This window comes from Marinagarivorans cellulosilyticus (assembly GCF_021655555.1).
Taxonomy (GTDB): Bacteria; Pseudomonadota; Gammaproteobacteria; order Pseudomonadales; family Cellvibrionaceae; genus Marinagarivorans; species Marinagarivorans cellulosilyticus.
The window spans coordinates 919,133-938,038 of record NZ_AP023086.1; the positions used below are offsets into that span (position 1 = coordinate 919,133).

Sequence of the window (18,906 nt, forward strand, 5' to 3'; positions counted from 1 at the left end):
ATCCACATAAGCGCTGAATAGTAGAGTTTTCGATATGAGGCATACTATTACAAAAAATGAGCATGCCGCTATTATTAAAGTTCCATTGTTTTTGCGTATGTATACTGAATATACAATTTCCAAAACTGCCCAAAACATCAAGAGTATGTAGGTCGTTAGATATATGTTAATTGGGGCGAACCCTGCTTGGTTGAATACTGAATTGTGGGTTGCTCTAAAAATTGTAATTTTTTGTGTCAGAGCAAGGGGCAGAAGTTGCTGCTGGCAACTTCTGCATTTCCTCCATCCGTGGAGATCAACCAGTTGATGCAGCTCTCGATATTATGCTTCTCGATAACGGCTCCTCGACATTGTGCTCCTTATTAGTGGTATTTTTTCTGTATTCTATGTAACTTTTGTTATGCCGCTCTAGTTTAGTGCAGCTTAATCACATAAAAATATAACCGCTACGGCTGTGCAGAGCCATTCTAATGTAAGGCGCGCTTAGTAGAGAGTGGGGCGCCCTTTAAGGCGCCGCATCCCATACTCGGCCAGAGGCTGTGCCATCTTTAGGTGGGTTAAATACTTCAACAGCCATTACTTGATATGTTGGGTCGTCACTGGCATCGAAGTTATTCATGTCTGGTAAAATCCAGCCAGTATCTTCCCAGGCTTTAACGTGATCAGAAAATATAATTTTATAATCTTTCCCGAGCGGTAGTGGCTTATTAGGCATGCTCCAGTATTGATAAAAAGTTGCGATGTTATTAATCGAGGGTTTTTGATCGCGCGTTGTGCGGTAGGTGGAATATTCAATACCGTTGCTCGTAAAGGTTTTACCAAATGTGCCATTATCGCTAGGTTGATAGGCGCTGCTCCATCTTTGCAAAATGTAATACTCTACGAGGTGTGCAGGGTTTGATTCTGGCATATCTTTATCATATCCCCAGCCGTATAGCGTAATAAAATTTGCGCCACTGTCTTCATTAAAGCGGTATCCGATTACTCGGTCTTCATCACCATAATGCCAGCCAGGGCCGCCCACATAATTATAACCGCCCCCTTGCCATTTTACGCTGAAGGCGCCATCGGTACTCAGGTTTAACGAGGCAGAGCCGCCATCCTTCCAGTGGGTAAAGAAAAAGTCGCCAACATGGCCGGTTGCGTGGTTTTGGGTTAGCAGAATAGGGCGGGTATATTTTTGGGTGTAAGCTGCAAACTTATCGATAGAAGCGCCGGTTGATTTAGCTTGGTGGCTAAGTTCTTCTGACTTGTCTGTTGCTGTTGTGCAGCCAGCAAGGCCTAATACCCCAGAAATTATAAGGGTATAAATGGGTAAAGGGGTTTTCAAATTGCCATCCTCCAGCTTTTAGTGGGCTATATGCCGTGGTTGTGTAGACTCGTAAAAATGTATTAAAGCTCTTACTCTTAAACAATAGTCGATGTTATCGGTTTAGTGGGCGCCGACGGTCAAAATACACCGTCTAATAGGATGATAATAGTCTAAAAGCGACATCGCCATACCTATTGTAGGGCGTTACCAAAATCTTATTGTTACGATCCATCACGGTCAACCTTTGGTTAATCCTGGCGTCTACTTGGGCACTGTGGGCCTGCCGCTGAAATAATACTAGTTGCGCGCTTCATTTTACTTCTCATACGAGATCTCTAGATAATGTGATGGCGCAAGAGTAATAACTAATTCAAAAGGGGTGTATCCTTTTACTGTGGCAGTATCTTTGAGTAAATTTAGCCGTATGTTACCGCCGATGCTTTCTAAGAATTTTTTCACGGCGTCCATTCCTACGCCTCGGCCAGAAATCTCGCTTACGGTTTCTTTGGTGGATGTGCCTGAATTAAAAATCAGGTTTGCGATATCTTGCTCGGAGATGTCGTCTTGCTCCCCCCAAATTTTCATTTGCACTCCTTTTTTAAACAGCGCCTGAGTATTTATCCCTTTACCGTCATCGGTTATGGTAATTGTAATTTCATTGTTTTTTCGTTGGCTTACGATGTGTATATGCCCCTGCGGATCTTTACCCAAAACCTCTCGCTCAGCGGGTGGTTCTATTCCGTGATCTAAGCTGTTTCTCAAAATGTGTGCAAATACATGATTAATAGTTTCGTGGGCTTCCGTGCGAATACGTATATTTTGATCATCAAATGTTACTTTAGGCTCGCTTTTCTCTAAAAGAACGGCAATCGACGGAAGTGATTTTACAATTTCGTTGATAACTTCACTTAAGGGGGAAGAAAGCGATATGTTTAATAACATATTGGCTGATTGTAAGTCAGTCGAAGATTTTATCGATGGGAATGCTTTGAAGGTGCGTGAAATGTAGCGTTGCATAGAGTGTAATGCGGAGGCGCTAACCATGATTTTATCGTGGCTTGAATTATTTCCTCGGCCTAGTATGAAGTGATAAACCTGATGGTATTCACTAATGGCTTCTTCTATTGAGTCTAAATCGCGTAAAAGCCTATTCTTATCCCATTGTGCTTCGGTGTTGTTTTTTAGTTGATTGTAATAAGTTTCAACATTGTGCGCCACATCGCTACAGTACTTTAAATCATAGGTTCTGCAGTTCCCCTTAATTGTATGCATATTGCGGAATAGTAGGGCGATGGTTTCTGTGTCTTTTTCGTTACATTTTTTAATTTTTTCACGGTTTTCGGCAATAAATTCTTCAGTGCTTTGTTCAAACGCTAGGTATTTGTTTTCCGGTATTTTAATGACTTGGGATATAATATCTAGCTCTCTCTTTTGGCTAGAAGCCTCAGCCTCGGCTTCCTTCAATGCGGTCACATCCCTAACCGATACCATGAGCTTTGCGATTATATCGCCCTGTAAAATAGGGTCCCAATCAAGAGATAAATGTTGGATTTTGCCGTTTCTTGTTGCGGTGTAATCTGTTGGCAGGGCGTGTGAATTAAAGGAAAAATTAATCGCATCTTCACCAATTGTTGCGTTGAGTGCTTCTTTTGCTTGGTTTAGTGCGTCTGTACCAATATCTGCACCTTCAAAAAGCAAGTCTATGGCGCATTGCCCTGCAATAGCTTTGGTGGAAAAAATGTGTTCTAAATATGCAGAATACTCTGGGTGAATGTTGCCGTTAGCCTCCACAGTGAACAACCCTTGCCGCATATTGCCAAGCATAGCTTGTATATCATTATTTTTAATGGCAAGTTCTTTTGTGCGCTCTGTAACTTTGGCCTCTAATAGTCGGTTTTGCTCTTCAATAAGTCTACGTTTTTGGCGTTGTTTATTAACAAAGTGGGTGATCATTCCTAAAATGATAAATGCATACAGCGTATAGGCCCACCAAGTTTCCCAAGGGGGTGGCAGTTGAATGATGCGTAACTCTTTTCCTGATTCGTTCCATGCGCCATCGTTATTACTTGCCTTTACCTTCAGCACATAGGTGCCTGCATCTAAATTGGTGTACTTAGCTCGTCGTTCGGTCCCGGCATTAACCCAACCAGCATCAAAGCCTTCAAGCATGTAAGCGTATTGGTTTTTACCCGAGTCGCGAAACCCTAACGCGGCGAAGTCGATTTCAAAGATAGATTGCTTGTAATTCAGTATTAGTTCTTCGGTTATATTAATGCTTTTATCGAGCAGGCTATTATTCGGTTTTATTGGGACTTGTTCGGAGTTTACTTTTAAGTTGGTGAATACCACCGGTGGGAGGAAAGCGTTGTCGCTCATCTCTTTAGTTTTATAGATCCGCAAGCCTTTTTTACCGCCGAATATTGCTTCGGCGTTTTTTGTCATGAGTGCTGCGGTGTAGTTGAAGCCGCCAATAAGTTTACCGCTATCGCGGTTGTAGTTTTTAACGCGTTTTGAATCTGGGTCAAACATGACTACGCCGCTATTGGTACCCATCCAAAGCTGGCCATTAGGGTCTTCTATAATGCTTCGAATGGAATCATCAAAGAAGCCGTCGGCTTTTCCGTAGGTGGTAAAGCTTTTGGTTTTGCGATCAAATAGGTTTAACCCTTCGTTTGTGCCAAACCACATGCGATTTTTACTGTCTTCAAAAATACTAAGTACAGAGGGGTTGCTAATAGATTTTCTGTTATTAAGTTCTGGCATAAAGGCGTTAAAGCGTCCATTTTCGCGCTCTAACCAATTTAGCCCTCCTACTGTGCCAACCCAAAAGACGCCCTCGCTGTCTTCGTAGACCGTCCACACTTGGTTGCTCGATAAAGAGCCTGGTTCGCTTGTTGTAATATAGTGAGTAAAATCACCAGTCTCGCGGTTGTAGCGATTGAGCCCACCTTCGTGCGTGCAAATCCAGATAGTGCCGGATTTATCTTCATAAATGCACCAGACTTTGTCGTTGTTTAACTTTTTTGAATGCGAAATAGGTAATGTCGTTGCACGTTTGGCATCGTGGGGAAGTCGTGTGATCTTATTTTGATTGTCTAGTTCGACCTGGAAGGCTCCACCGGCCCAAGTTCCGCCCCATAGAATATTTTTGGAATCAAGGAATAACGATAGTACCGCTGGGGCTCCAATAGTATTGGGGTTTTCTTTGCTGTGTTTATAGTGTGTGAAAGTTTTATTCGTTCTGTCAAAGTAATCTAAACCGCCGCCATCTGTGCCTGCCCAAATATTGCCGTTGGCATCTTCCTCAATATCCATGACGGATATGTGAGATAAGCTGGTGGGGTTTGCCGCGTCTGGGGTGTAAGCACTAATTGCGGCACTTGATTTGTCGAAAAAATTAACTCCGCTGGGGTAGTTGCCCACCCATAAATCGCCATTGCTATCTTCGATAACGGTGCGCACAACGCTCGAATTTAAAGAACTCGCCCGTCCAGGCTCATTTTTAAATTGCACGAAAGTTTCTGTTTCAGGGGAAAACATATTTAGGCCACCACCATCTGTTGCAATCCAAATGTGGCCGTCTTTCGATTCTGAAAGCCACCAGATGTCACCGCCAGAAAAACTGTTTTTATCGCCGTCTATATGGCTATATCGCTTATAGCGCTGTGTATTTGGGTCAAAGTGAATAAGGCCGCGATCTGTGCCTAGCCACATATCCCCTTTTTTGCTGAATAGGATTGATGAAACGCCATTATCTGGCTCGGAATCTGGAGCGGCAGCATAGGGCCGGAAATTTTTAATATGGCCATTTTCTGGGTTGTAGCGATCCAATCCACTGGCGGTACCGATCCACAAATAGCCCTGCCCTGCAGTGATGCTATTTATTCTGCCGGGGCTAAGCCCGTCGCTGGTGCGTAACAAAAGACCAGCCCCAGTATCGCGGTCTACAATGTATACGCCGCCGAATGTAGACACAGCTATTCGGCCGTCGTCTAACTCGGCGATGCGCCTTGCGCCGACAGAGGATAAAGGCGCATCTTTTAAACTTGTGTGATCAGGTAAGCGCCTAAGCAGTTCGACTTCTTTGTCGTACCAAAGTGGCCCTCTAATCGAGGCAACCCAGAGCACGCCGTGCTTATCTTCGAAAATGTGAGGGACTACCCCGACTGATTTTGGTTTTCCGCTGGGGTCGTCTTGATTAATTTCCCCAATGCTTTTAAAGCTATAACCGTCGTATCGGATGAGCGCGCTCTCGCCGCCCATCCATATAAAACCGTCGATGTCTTGGTGCAACGATAATGTTACACCCAGCACAACATCTTTGTTTTCAAGTATATGTTGAAAGCTTATTTTACTTGAGTATAACTGGGCGCTAATTTGCGAGGATGTTATTGCGAATAGAAGTAAGAGGATGAACTTTTTCATATCTTTATTCTGCATTGGCCCATAAATAGATTCGGTGAATGTTGGAGCATGCCATAGCTGCATAAGCCCCGGAATATCGCGTTTAACCGAGAAACCATGGTTGAAAGCTGCAAAAATGCGTATTCCGTTGGTGCGTATGGCGCGCAGTAAAAATGGTTAGTCACCTTTTTGGTAATGAATCATTTCGACTGCGCGTCAGGTGCGCCGAAGGGATGCGTAGGCTTTGATGGTCCAACTACGTTCTCTAGGTTTAATTAGTATAGGTAAGAATGCCATTCAAGCGAGCTTGCGGCCGCTTTGCCAAAGGCTTTTTGATGAATTGTGGCAAGAGGGCGAAATAGGTAATACCAATGAATTTTAGGCATGCGCTCATATGCCTAAAATATTGTTCATTTTTGTGTAAATTCAGAAGGGTTAGGTTCCCTAGGCAGAGGCCTGATTTTTTATGGGCTTGTAGGGTAATTATGATTAAATGTTAATATCGTAAGTTCTTCCGAGTACGCTCTTGCTTACGGAAGGTTATAACGTTGGGGGCTGTTAATAGCTTAAATGCGGTTTTAGGTATCACAATAAATTCAAAAAGAATTTAATAATAATAGCATTGGTGATATCGATAAAAAATGCGCCTACAAGCGGAACAATTATAAAGGCTTTAGGGGCCGCGCCGTATTTTTTAGTGACGGCCGTCATGTTGGCAATGGCTGTGGGCGTGGCTCCCATAACTAAACCTGCATAACCCGAGGCAGCTACAGCGGCGTTGTAGTCGCGGCCTAGTACATTGAATACAACAAAGATGACATAGCCCGCTGCCACTAATACCTGCGCTACCAGCAACAGTAATATAGGGCCAGCTAAGTCAATTAATGTCCAAAGCTGTAGCCCCATTAAAGACATCGCTAAAAATAGGCTTAAGCTTAAATCGGAAATTAGCGCTAAGGATGGCGAACCTGTAGGCCAGTCGATATTCTTAAGGGCATAAGGAACGGTATTTGTTAATAAGATGCCGACAAACAGGCACGATACAAACGTAGGGAGCTGTAAACCGAAGCTTGCAATAAATTGATCTAACTGTATACCCAAGCCTGTTGTAATTGTGATCACTAAAATAGAAATAAGAATTGAGTCTACATCAATAGCTCTATTGCTGGATTTATCGGTTACCCCTACGGTAATATTTTGGGGTTGGTAGGCATCTAGTTTATGTTTGTTAATAAGGTGTTTAGCAATGGGGCCGCCGATGATTCCACCAAGCACCAAACCAAAGGTAGCACACGCAATACCAATTTCCATTGCGTTGTGTACAGCGTAATCACTCACAAAAGAAGGCGCCCAAGCGATGGCAGTACCATGGCCTCCGCTTAATGCTATCGACCCACCTAATACGCCCACTGCCGAGGGCAGTGCCGTAACTTGGCTAATGGCAAGGCCTGTAAGATTTTGTATAAACAAATAGCCAATGGCCATAACCAGTAAAAGGGCTAAGCTTTTTCCTCCTTGTAATAAAGTGATCAGGCGAGAAGATAATCCTATAGTGGAGAAAAAAACAATCAGCATGGCATCGCGAAAGTCTAATTGAAAGCGCACTTCAATATTGGCGCTAAAGTAAATTAGGCCAAGCAGTAAAGAGACGAGTACTCCGCCGGTAACGGGCTCTGGAATATTGTATTCCTGCAGAGGCTTAATGTGCTTGTTGAGCAACTTACCTAAAAAAAGTACCAGTATGGCAATTATTACTGTTTGGCGTTCAGAAAGCTCTAACACGTAAACCTCGGTTAAGCGGTATTAATCTAATTTTGTTAAACGATGACTTAATACTGCTTTAGTAGTGTATTGAAATAGCTGATGAAATCTGCCTGGCTTAGTATTCCTGCATGTTGCGCTTCAAACCCTTGCACGTGAGTGGCTTCATTTTGTAACGATTGTGAAAGCTGGCTATTTAATGGCACTACGCCATCGCCATCTTCGCCAGGTAGGTAAGAAAATACCATTTGATAAGGTATTTCTTTAGGCCATTGCCATGAGTGCACGGTTTGTACAAATTCGCTGTTTCGTGCAACATCGCGCCAAGAAGGAATAACAATTGGTGACGACTTTACACCTTTGGCTGCGCTATCCATTCCGTAAAGAGGGCTGTTAATTGTCATAACCATTGCCAGCTTAACGCTGTATACGCTTGCTTGGTGTTTCATGACAAATGAGCGGGTCATAAGCCCACCCATGCTGTGTGCAATAATAATAACTTTATCTACTGGGTGTTGCTTTTGAATTTGTAATAGTGCTTGATCGAAGTAGTCGCTGATAAGTTCTAGCCTAACCCCGCTGGCATAATTTAAAACCCAAGGCTGAAAACGGCTACGGTCTACAGAGGCAATAAGTTCTTTAAAATCTAGGCTGCTCCCCATAATACCGTGAACAAAAATAACCGGTGTTTTCTCTTTTTCAAAAGGTTGTAGCATCATTAGGCCGCCACCAAATTCATTGGTGTAATCTACTGGTCGCCAAAAGCCCATTAGAGCATTTTCGCGCGAAAACATAGGATCTTGGAGTGATGTGACCTTACCTATATTGGCATAGGCTCTACTGGTGGATTTATGCAATTTACTGCTAGAGCCTCTACTTGCAATGGCGCCTTTGATGGTCAATGGAGCAATCTTGAGTGTCTCGTTTGGTTGTATTGTAAATTTTGTTGGCTGGCTATTTTCAATACCTGAGTACGTTGCCGGTTCACCCGGTTGGTATGCACCATCTCCGTTTGAATCTACAAATGCAGCGACATGGTAGGTGCCAGCAAGCACGCTGAATTTGTAATGCCGATTGGCCGACAGTAGTGATTGCTTAACTATTTTAAAGTGCTGCCCTTGAGGCTCAATGAGAGTGGCATACACCGTGGTGCCAAGGGTGGCGGGGACATTGATGGTGCCACTTACAGAACCAAGGCTTTCTACGATCTCTGATTGTTCTTTAATGGCCATTAAAGAACAGCCCGTTAGCAGCAACGAAATAAATATTGCGGCGCAGCCATAGCGAGTAGATGTAAATAGGTCAAATTTCATTCGGAGTCCCTTTATCTTTTGTATGCCGCCAAGCTTTATTTACAGAAAACCAGAGGGGGAAGGTTTGGTGTATATGCAAGCGTAGCGATAGTTAGTGCGGTTATGGCTAACTATATCGTACGCCAAGGGCAAATCCTATGCTCGATAAGATGTGGAGCTTGGATGTGATCAGTGATGTAGCAAAGGGAGGGTAGGGCGATAGCGGCATTGGCGTGTTTACAGCCAGTGCCGCCCGTTTAACTTACTACTAGCTTAGCGCTTGCGTTTGCTTCTTTCTGCGGCAAGTTGCAATGCTTGTTCTTGTTGTTCTGGCGTCAGTATTGCAAATACTTGGGCGTGTAGTTCTGCCCGTTTTAATATCGCGCTTTCTACCGCGGCGGCTTTTTGCGCTGCAATGTTCGCGACGGATTCACTGTAGTCAGCAGCATATGGGTTAAGCTGGTTAATAGATAAGCCTTGGCTGCGCTCTGGCCGTTCGGCCCTCGCTTGTTCGTGCAGGGCTTTAATTGCCTCGATTTGGTCGTAAGATAAGTCTAACGCTTTGGCCATACGCTTGAGATGTTTTTTAGCATGCTTTGCTTTGTGCTCACGTGGGCTATGCTTTTGTGAGTGTTTGTCCATGCTGGTCGTAGTGGCTTCATCGGTGGTGGTGTTGTTATTGTTGTGGGCATAAGCATAAGTACCTGCCGCCAATGTTGATGTCGCTAATGTTGATGTTGCTAATAAAGTTATCAGTAATTTTTTCATTGTATTTACCTTTAGTCATCTTGGGTTTTGCGGTTGGTCGTACTGGTTGCTCGTCGCCATACGCTGTTGGCTAAGCCTTGTGCGTAAGTCGTACTGAGTAGGGTTCCAGTATGCCTAGGCCTTTTGCAAACTAGGGTTAAGGCTGTGTAAAGTTATGTAAATACAACACTGTAGACAGTTTTATGAAGCAATAAGCCCGTAATCACTCAGCTCCTCGTACACATTACAGACTTTAATCGATTTCAGGTTTACACCTAACCTCTCAAAAACTCTTGAGAGCAGATGCTGGTTGGACTTTCGTCGCTTCCAGCTCGCTATCGATATGACCGTTTTCTCAGCCGTTTGTTTTTTATCTCTATCCTCAATTTTTAATAGATTGAGAGCCGTTAATGACGCATTGACCTGATTATTGATGGCCTCCGAACGGCGTGATTGGCAATGTGTCAAGCCGGTGTATTGTTTAGCATCTCTGAATAAAAATTCTATTTGAAATCGAGCCCTGTAATACGACAATAATGTCAGTGCGTCTAAATTTTTATCTGTCGAGAACAATATCGCTCTTGTCGATACAGCTGAATCCGACGATCGAAGAAGCACTACACGTACCTCACGCTTCAATGAAACGCTATACGCGATGGCGCTGTATATTTCAGTGTTACTTTCATAGGATCCAATGTACTGAAAGCGCGATAGATCATTTTCAAAATTGATTTTCCCTTCGTATTGTTTGGGCCGCCCGCAGCCCGAGTATTCTCCCCGATAAAGCCATTTTAAATTTGCATCGACTCGTAGCTTGCCGACCATGTGCAGCCCTGCATTCACAACGCTGTTCACAAATTTATACTTGCTATAAAATGAATCAGCGGCTAGATACTGAATCTCTAAACGCTTCAATTCATCTGCCATATCGGCAGCATGATCAGCATAAAGATCAGTGCGTGTTTTACCTTCTGTATCGATGGTTTGCCGCGCATCAATCGAGTAAGCCGTATGACTTTTAATATTCACTGCGCTAATGAGTGACGTTTCTAGTCCTCGTTCACTAGCCCCTTGAGCACCGTTATAAAACCAGCCTAGCCCCTCTGTCTTTTTACCTGACTTTTTCATGAAGCTAGCGTCAATGGCTGCAATATTTTCCTGCGACCGCCCCAATGAATGCAAGAGAAGCTCTGTGTTGAATTGCGCAAACGGAAAACCACGTCGATACCAACGCGCGAATCGCTTCTCACTCATGTCGCTATAGCGACTCATATTTCTGAAAGTCGCTCGACCGTGAAATACAACCAATGTGGCAAGCAGGCCAGTCATAAATACACGTTGAGGCTTATTGATGCTAGGCATTAAACTGAAAATAGTGTTTACTAGGTCTGTCATGGGTAAATCTTGTGGGTTGTTTGATGTCAGAAACCAAATTATCTCAAAATTTATCCATGACACCTAATAACATAGCGAAACTCTATTCCCTTCCTGCCGACACGACATGACTACTTTGGGCCTATTGTGGTGCTTAAAACTGTCCGAAGTGTTGTAAATAGTGATGTACCAGTATTGGCTTAAGGTATTCTGGGTATCTCTAAAAAAGCACGTTTTACGTGATAGTGACGCCACTGTTTTGCTATTGAGTCCATTCAGTCCTTTCCTTCACAAAAAATGACTATTTTTAGAGGTGTTCTTCTGTGATTAGCGAGGTTTAGGCATTAAACATGAGTAAGCGCGTATTATTAGTTGATGACGACCTGGCGCTTTGTGAGTTGCTAGCGCAATACCTTCAGGCTGAAGGCTTTGACGTTTGCAGTGTGAATAGCGGTAGCGGTGCAATAGAGCACCTTGCTAAAGCTGAATGCGACGTTATGGTGCTGGATATTATGATGCCCGGCATGACAGGCTTAGAGGTTTTGCAACGCGTGCGGGCCGATAATGCCATTCCCATTATTATGTTAACCGGCCGCGGCGATGATATAGACCGCATTATAGGTTTAGAAATGGGCGCCGACGATTATTTGGGTAAGCCTTGTAACCCGCGGGAGTTGGCTGCGCGCTTGCGTGCCGTAACTCGCCGGGCGCAACCAGGGGCGGCGGGCTACGGGGCTGCAGAGGCTGTCATAACGCTGAATAATATTACTATGAATTCCAGTACGCTGGCGGTTACTTTTAATGGCGAGCCGGCAAGCTTAACCGGCGCAGAATTTAATGTGTTGTTAGTATTGATGAAATCTGCCGGGCAAGCATTGAGCAAACAAAATCTTACGCGTGAAGCTTTGCACCGGGAGTTTACGCAATACGATCGTAGCATTGATGTGCATGTCAGCCGTATTCGGCATAAGCTGGCTGAAAGTGGCCTTAGCGACATTATTCGCTCTGTGCGCGGGGTGGGCTATCAAATGCTTTTATTGGAAAATGATGCTTTGTGATGAAACTGCTGAGCCTGTTGCGCTATAACCGCATTTATTGGAAGTTGTTTGGCATTATCGGCTTGACTAACCTTGCGATTATTGCGCTTGTCGCTTTTGTATTGGCACACAATAGTGCACGCAATAAGTATGTACAAAATTACCAATCGCAGGTTCAATTGCTCGCACAGGTAATTGTTGATGAATACGAAACTAACAATGCTTTACCTTATGGAAAATCGCGCCTTTTAGTACAGCTTAAAAGGCGGCATCGCATAGCTCCCGAATTAATGTTAGATATAAAAGACGATAGCGGTAATTACATTTATAAAAGCCGTTGGCGAAAAGATGTAACCAGTGCCTTAGGTGGTAAAAATAAAAAATCCCGTGCCGCCCCAATATTTAAAACGCTGCAAATCGAAGGGAACAATAAACAAGGTTACACCGTGTTTTACCTAGCACACCGCCCGCCTCAATTTATCGTCGAGGCCATGGCCAGCTTGGTGTCTTTTCAACTGGTTTTAATTTTTATAACCTCGGCTATTATTAGTGCCCTTATTAGTTGGCGCATTGTTAAGCCTTTGCGCCAATTGGGTGATTTTGGTCAGCAGTACGCTAAAAATTATAGCCTGCAAGATAGTGCGCAAACAGCCACATTGGTTGATACAGGTTTACTAAAGCGCGGCGATGAAATTGGTGATTTGGCGCGTGATGTCGCCAATATGGTCCAACAGGTTGATAAAGCCTTTAGCGCACAAAAGAGCTTGTTGCACGATGTATCTCACGAGCTGCGTGCCCCACTTGCTAGGTTACAAGTGGCGGCATCGTTAATTGAGCAGCGCGAGGGCAATAGTCTTTATGTCGGTAAAATACATGAAGAGTGCAGCCGTTTAAATGCACTTATTGATGAGGTGCTGGAATTAGCTCGAATGGGTAGTGCAAAATTAAATATGGCGCCTATAGCACTGGCTTTATGCGTTGAGGCGGTAGTAAAGGATGTGCGTTTTGAGTTTCCACAGCGCCATATACAGTGTGATTTTTCGTTGATGCCGCAACCTGTTAGCATTACTCATGTTATGGCTAATGCGGGCGCATTATCGCGCGCGTTGGAAAATATTATTCGTAATGCCTGTAAATATTCGCCAGAAGGTAGGCCTATTGATATTTCAATTGCCCCTGCGGGCCATAAACAATGGCAGGTTTGTTGCCGCGATTACGGCAACGGGATGCAACAAGAAGAGTTAGCGTTACTTAAGCGCCCATTTTACCGTGGGGGCGGGGTTATGCACGGCGAGGGCTTTGGTTTGGGGCTAAGCATTGCCGACAAAGCAATAAAGCAACACGGCGGCAAATTAATTATTGATAACCATACCGAAGGCGGCCTTAGTGTGCAGGTAATATTAAATGCAATGCCTGCAGGGCATTGATAAAAATGCATTTTTTTCGCGATAGCAGCTTACAGTTTTTTGTTTCTAGATATTCCGCTCCTCGACATTGTGCCCTTAAATCTCCTGCAATGTCTAAAAAGCACGTCCTGTAGCGATGAGTCGCTTTACCTCCTGAATCAATTCAGTTGTCCGTAGAGGAAGTGCAGAAAGTTGCCAGCAGCAACCTCTGCCCTTGCTCTCACACAAAAATTACTGTTTTTAGATGCCCTGTATTAAACCTAAAAACCGCAGTTGAACCATCAAAGTCTACGCATCTTTTTGACTCTCAACTGCGGTTTCTAGGTTAAAACTGGTAGCTGAGCGTCGTGGAGTATTCAGTATTGGTTTTATTATTATCAATAATTGGATCTGCCGCTAAGTTTTTGGCTGGCTGACTGTCATGCTTGGCTTGGTAGCCGACAGAAAGCTTTAGCGAATCTGTCATTTTTACATCGAGTGAAAACGTAAAAAGAACGCGCACATCATCAAAGTTATCGCTAGAGGGTTGCAAATATGTTGTGCTAGCTATAGAGGTGTTTTTGTTAAGGTTATGGCTGTATGAGTAGTAAGCGTTAATGCGCCATGTATTGGTGTCTTGTTTGTAGGTGGATAGGTCTAAGGTTTCGTGCTCGCGAAAGGCGCCTAGGCCTAATGCCAGTATATACACATTTTCTTTATGCGCGGTTAAGTAGCGGGCGCCGCCGCCAAGCAGTGTACGTGACTCTAGGTTGGCAAATTCGTCTTCTTCCCACTGGGTAAAGGCTTCGCCGGCCCATTTTGCGTTAAAGCTGTGCATCCAGCGCCCATGTATAAAAGCTTCGTCGGTATCTTTTATGGTGCGGGTAGAACCATATTCATGCGAGCCGATAACAAAAAATAAATTCTTATCTTGCCGGTAATTCAGCCGTGCATTGAAGGTATAGTCTTCTTCTCTCTTATCACCGGTTTTGCCGCTTAAGCCTACCGATAATTGCCCGCTAAAGCCCTCCTTTAATGCGCCTGGGCGCTGGCTTTCAATATTGGAGATTGCCCAGCTTGGCGCGGCAGTTAAAAAACATATAGCGGCAGCGAGTGATTGTATGCGCAAAATGAAACCCTCATCATGTTGAAAAAAATAGTTCGGCATTGTACCGCCAGTCCCTGTAGGTGACTACGTTTGTGCAGCGTTAACACGGTTTGTTTGGGTTTTATCGGGTGTTCATTGTGGGGCCTGCTGCAGTCATTATTGTTGGCGAGGCTTGTGTGTAATAGGGATTGTTGATAGCTTGCGCCATATTTGCCACCTTTTCCCTCTTTGTTGTCGATTATCTATGGAAATATCAACCTTAACGGCTCGCCAAATTGATGAGCTCTATACCGACTATCAAGCGCTCAGCGCCTACGAAAAAATAGTTTTAAAGCTATTGGCTGTTATCTATAAGCCTATTGGTGCAACTAAGCTAAATACTATCTTAACGGCTGTGGGCCGCAGCCAGTTATATGGGGAAACGAAAGTTAAGGGGCTATCAGCCGACAATAGAAAGCAGCTGGTACACGGCGGCTTTATTCTGGCTTCTAAAGGTGGACTTCAGTTGAATGTGCTGTTGGCCAACCTTTTAGTTAATGAGTGCCTTGCCGATAAAAGTTATACCTTATTGGTGGCGGAGGTGGACAGGGAGATGCCGTGCCTCCGGCTTCACCCTTGGCAGCGTAACCTTTCGGATATTCAATGGGCTTTACGCCATAGTTATTTCTTGGCTGAATATGAAGAGGTGGAACAATTACTTGAATGCGATAAAAACCCTCAGATCATCGATGCTGTATTCAATGAAGTGCTGGTTAAATTACTCTTCGTCCCTTTCAATTTAGAAACGTTTTTAACCTTACCAAATAGTATTCAATATCAAAGTTTTGCAGCTTGGATTGTGTTGCGCAATTACCACGGCGAAGCCAATAGTTACCCCATAAGCCTATTAGAGCGTGTTTGTGATAATAATCCTAGCAATACACCTTTGCGGCATCTGTTGGGGGAGTGCTATCTTTATAGTTGTCGTTTTGAAGAATTTAAAAACACTATAAAGCAAAATGATACGACTTGTTATGGTTTACAGCTGAATGCGACGTACCATTTTTTAATGGGGGATTTTGATGCGGCCGAAGCGTTGTTTGGTAAAGCCATCACTGCTAAAAATAAATTGTCGCGCAGGAAGAAGCAATACTTAGGAGAAACCCTAGGCCTATTTCACAAATTATGCTTATTGGTTATCGCTAGCCAAAAAAATGCGCAATATTACGACCGAGTCATTGATTACGCTGAATTTGAGTTGGGTGATCGAAACAAGCTCAACATTGATTATAATGTTGTGTCTTCAGCCATTGGGAAGTTGGCCTCGTGTTTGTACTCAGGAAGCTCGTATATATTTAGTCTAGGCTATTATGAGCACACACTTGGACGCTCCGAATTTTATTATAATCAACTGATATTGGTTAATAGTTTGGCGGTGGTGTGGTGCCAAGGTGATTCAAAACCACCGAAGAATAAATACTTAAATGAGGCCCAAAAATACTTTCTTAATTCTGAGATGAGCTTGTTTTCACATTTGTGTGAACAGCTTGATGATGTTCTCGCTAAGCCGCTTGTGGGTGATAATGCTGCTGTAGTTAAAGGTGATATTGTTCATTTCCCCACTTTGATTCGTCAGAAGCCGGAGTGGGATTTAGCCCTTGAAAAATTAATAGCACTTAACCCTGAGGGCAATAGTGCTGGTGCTAAAACAAATAATAAAACGGAGAAACCGGTAAGAATTATTTGGGAGATGACACTTGATTGTGGCACTGCTTCATTTAAAGCGAGAGAGCAGAAAAAAACCGCCAAAGGCTGGAGTAAGGGGCGGCCAGTCTCTTTGCAGCGATTAGCTAAAGATTATGAATCACTGGTTTATTTAACCGATGCCGACCAAGCCATGTGCCGAGCTATTGAAGCTTACCAAAATTGGGGCTATTACAACTCTGTTGATTATGTTTTGCAGGGTGCTAAAGCATTAGTGGCAGCAAAAGACCTTGATAATGTGTATTTGACAGATGCGCTGGATTCCCCCGTTGATATTGTGCAAAAAGAACCCGAGCTGCTCATTAGTCAGCAGGGTGATCAGTTGTTGTTAAGTATTGCCGATTTGCCAGCAGATTTAGATGAGGATGATGCGTTAACGGTTAAAGAGTATGGCGTGCAAAGCTATGTTTTTACGGTATTTAGTGCCTCTCATTTAAAAGTTGCCCAAATAGTTGGCGAGGGTGGTCTGGTTATTCCTGTGCATGCCAAAGCAAAAGTTCTTGAAAGTGTTTCTGCTATTGCGCCGTTGCTGAATATTCAATCAGATATCGAAGAGTTAGATACCGGCCTAGAAACTGTCCCTTGTGATGAGCATTTAGTGATCAATATTCAGCCCTTAGGGGAGGGGCTAGAATTTACCTGCGTAGTCATGCCTTTTGGAGATAATGGACCCGCATTTAAACCCATTATGGGCAATGCGAGTTTAACAACAGAGCTTGATGGTAAGCGTATTGCCACGCAACGTGACTTACTGCGCGAACAAACGTTATTGGATGATCTGGACAAACATTGCCCGCACTTTTTGGCGATGCCGGATAATTGCTTAGCGATTGATGACTTGCAGGGTGCACTCGAAGCGCTTGAACAGTTAGAGCGCGTGATTAATACCACGCCTAAGCCATTTGCACTACGCTTGCGTTGGCCTAAAGGCAAGCGTATTACGCTCACCAAAACATTGGATGGCCAACACCTTGCATTAGCCGTCAACAAAAAAAGTGAATGGTTTGATTTAAAAGGCGAGCTAGCGGTTGATGAAAGTGAAGTGATAGAGCTGCGTAAACTATTGGAGTTGGTCAGTGCAACCAGTGGACGATTTGTGCCGCTAAATACCGATCAAATTTTGGTGCTATCGCAAGATTTACGAAAAAAACTAGATCAGCTTAATCAGGCAACCGATGGTGGCAAGTTCCATCAGCTGGCAAGTGTACAGGTCGCAGAGGCTACCACTGGCATGCGCATGAAAACCAACCATGCTTGGGAGGCCCAAACCCAGAAAATGCACGAGTCTAATAGCATTGAACCTGTTGTTCCCTCTACTTTGCAGGCTGAACTGCGCGACTATCAAATAGTGGGCTTTGATTGGATGTCTCGTTTGGCGCACTGGGGGGCGGGTGCCTGTTTAGCCGATGATATGGGGTTGGGGAAAACATTGCAGGCGTTAGCGGTTCTGTTATCGCGCGCTAAAAATGGCCCGAGCCTAGTGATTGCACCCACTTCGGTTTGTTTTAATTGGCAGCAAGAGGCCGTTAAATTTGCGCCGACACTTAACGTTAGATTATTTGCTGATTGCACAACGACGGAGCAACGCAGTAGCTTGTTGGATAGCGTTACAGGTTTTGACTGCGTTATTGTAAGTTATGGATTATTGCAGCGCGAAAGCGAGCGTTTGGCTAAGGTGCAATGGCACACTATTGTTGCCGATGAAGCGCAAGCTCTTAAAAACCCATTAGCAAAACGTACACAGGCTGCGTGTGCGCTGAAAGGTGATTTTAAAATTATTACCACAGGCACGCCTATCGAAAACAATTTAACCGAATTGTGGAGTCTTTTTCGTTTTATTACACCGGGATTGTTGGGGAATGTAAAACGCTTTGGCGAGCGCTATGCATTGCCTATTGAAAACGTTAAAGAAGATAAACTCGCTGCTCGCAAGGCGAGCTTGGGGTTAAAGGCCCTAATACAGCCGTTTATTTTGCGGCGCATGAAAAGCCAAGTGCTTACCGAATTGCCTGCCCGAACAGAAATTAATATACATGTTGAGCTAAGCATTAAAGAACAAAATTTTTACGAAGCCTTGAGGCGGAATGCTGTAGAAAATATTACTAACGCCACTAAAACTGCCAACGAAGGTGAACAGCGCATTAAAATGCTAGCCGAGCTTATAAAGCTACGCCAAGCGTGTTGTCACCCTAAGTTAGTGATGCCCGAGACGCCACTGGACAGTTCAAAACTGGCTGCATTGGATGAGTTGTTAGATGAACTTCAGAAAAATAATCATAAAGCGCTAATATTTAGCCAGTTTGTAGGCCATCTTCAGATAATTAAAGCGCATCTTGATTCACGATCTATCCAATACCAATACCTCGATGGCAGTACGCCACAAAAGCAACGGGCTTCGCGTGTTAATGCGTTTCAAAGTGGCGAAGGCGATGTATTTTTGATTAGCTTAAAAGCCGGTGGGTCTGGCCTGAATCTAACCGCAGCGGATTATGTTATTCATATGGACCCTTGGTGGAACCCAGCAGTAGAAGAGCAAGCATCTGATCGGGCACACCGAATGGGGCAAACGCGGCCGGTTACCATTTACCGTTTAATTGCGAAAAATACCATCGAGGATCGCATAGTTGCTTTGCACCAACACAAACGCGATTTAGCCGATAAATTGTTGGCAGGAAACGAGCAAGCGCAAAAACTATCGGTAGACGATATGCTGAATATGTTGCAAGAGACGTTTTAACGCTGC

General features: G+C 44.0%; 10 protein-coding genes. 3 read left to right on the forward strand and 7 right to left on the reverse strand.

Annotated elements, in window-relative coordinates:
• Positions 1-505 precede the first annotated feature (505 nt).
• The 6 genes from MARGE09_RS03640 to MARGE09_RS03665 all read right to left on the reverse strand — a co-directional run bounded on the left by MARGE09_RS03640 (position 506) and on the right by MARGE09_RS03665 (position 10,911).
• Positions 506-1,330 (reverse strand): glycoside hydrolase family 11 protein, encoded by an 825-nt coding sequence (locus MARGE09_RS03640; RefSeq protein ID WP_236985998.1) that lies wholly within the window; start codon positions 1,328-1,330, stop codon positions 506-508.
• A gap of 297 nt (positions 1,331-1,627) precedes the next feature.
• Positions 1,628-5,737, reverse strand: coding sequence for a two-component regulator propeller domain-containing protein (locus MARGE09_RS03645; RefSeq protein ID WP_236985999.1), 4,110 nt, complete (start codon positions 5,735-5,737; stop codon positions 1,628-1,630).
• A gap of 564 nt (positions 5,738-6,301) precedes the next feature.
• Positions 6,302-7,498, reverse strand: a complete 1,197-nt coding sequence (gene gltS, locus MARGE09_RS03650; protein ID WP_236986000.1) for a sodium/glutamate symporter — start codon at positions 7,496-7,498, stop codon at positions 6,302-6,304.
• Positions 7,499-7,545: 47 nt separating this feature from the next.
• The gene (locus tag MARGE09_RS03655; protein WP_236986001.1) at positions 7,546-8,790 is read right to left on the reverse strand and encodes an esterase/lipase family protein; all 1,245 of its coding nucleotides are present in this window, start codon (positions 8,788-8,790) and stop codon (positions 7,546-7,548) included.
• 252 nt (positions 8,791-9,042) lie between these two features.
• The gene (locus MARGE09_RS03660; protein ID WP_236986002.1) at positions 9,043-9,537 is read right to left on the reverse strand and encodes a Spy/CpxP family protein refolding chaperone; all 495 of its coding nucleotides are present in this window, start codon (positions 9,535-9,537) and stop codon (positions 9,043-9,045) included.
• A gap of 180 nt (positions 9,538-9,717) precedes the next feature.
• On the reverse strand, positions 9,718-10,911 hold the full coding sequence (locus MARGE09_RS03665; protein ID WP_236984675.1) for a transposase: 1,194 nt from the start codon (positions 10,909-10,911) through the stop codon (positions 9,718-9,720).
• Positions 10,912-11,240: 329 nt separating this feature from the next.
• Between MARGE09_RS03665 and MARGE09_RS03670 the strand changes: the two genes are divergently transcribed.
• Positions 11,241-11,948 carry a response regulator transcription factor gene (locus tag MARGE09_RS03670; RefSeq protein WP_236986003.1) on the forward strand — a complete coding sequence of 236 codons (708 nt, stop codon included), beginning with the start codon at positions 11,241-11,243 and terminating at the stop codon, positions 11,946-11,948.
• Positions 11,948-13,354: a sensor histidine kinase gene (locus tag MARGE09_RS03675; RefSeq protein WP_236986004.1), complete on the forward strand. Its 1,407-nt coding sequence runs from the start codon at positions 11,948-11,950 to the stop codon at positions 13,352-13,354. Before MARGE09_RS03670 ends, MARGE09_RS03675 begins: the two co-directional genes overlap by 1 nt.
• 304 nt (positions 13,355-13,658) lie before the next feature.
• Here the strand turns inward: MARGE09_RS03675 and MARGE09_RS03680 are convergent, their stop codons facing one another.
• On the reverse strand, positions 13,659-14,480 hold the full coding sequence (locus tag MARGE09_RS03680; RefSeq protein ID WP_236986005.1) for a DUF481 domain-containing protein: 822 nt from the start codon (positions 14,478-14,480) through the stop codon (positions 13,659-13,661).
• A gap of 184 nt (positions 14,481-14,664) precedes the next feature.
• Between MARGE09_RS03680 and MARGE09_RS03685 the strand changes: the two genes are divergently transcribed.
• On the forward strand, positions 14,665-18,900 hold the full coding sequence (locus MARGE09_RS03685; protein ID WP_236986006.1) for a DEAD/DEAH box helicase: 4,236 nt from the start codon (positions 14,665-14,667) through the stop codon (positions 18,898-18,900).
• Positions 18,901-18,906 lie beyond the last annotated feature (6 nt).

What these genes read in the sequence shown, in the direction of transcription:
- MARGE09_RS03645 (WP_236985999.1), bottom strand. Translation starts at nt 5,737, where the DNA reads ATGAAAAAGTTCATCCTCTTACTTCTATTCGCAATAACATCCTCGCAA.
- MARGE09_RS03655 (WP_236986001.1), bottom strand. Translation starts at nt 8,790, where the DNA reads ATGAAATTTGACCTATTTACATCTACTCGCTATGGCTGCGCCGCAATA.
- MARGE09_RS03660 (WP_236986002.1), bottom strand. Translation starts at nt 9,537, where the DNA reads ATGAAAAAATTACTGATAACTTTATTAGCAACATCAACATTAGCGACA.
- MARGE09_RS03665 (WP_236984675.1), bottom strand. Translation starts at nt 10,911, where the DNA reads ATGACAGACCTAGTAAACACTATTTTCAGTTTAATGCCTAGCATCAAT.
- MARGE09_RS03670 (WP_236986003.1), top strand. Translation starts at nt 11,241, where the DNA reads ATGAGTAAGCGCGTATTATTAGTTGATGACGACCTGGCGCTTTGTGAG.
- MARGE09_RS03675 (WP_236986004.1), top strand. Translation starts at nt 11,948, where the DNA reads ATGAAACTGCTGAGCCTGTTGCGCTATAACCGCATTTATTGGAAGTTG.
- MARGE09_RS03680 (WP_236986005.1), bottom strand. Translation starts at nt 14,480, where the DNA reads ATGCCGAACTATTTTTTTCAACATGATGAGGGTTTCATTTTGCGCATA.
- MARGE09_RS03685 (WP_236986006.1), top strand. Translation starts at nt 14,665, where the DNA reads ATGGAAATATCAACCTTAACGGCTCGCCAAATTGATGAGCTCTATACC.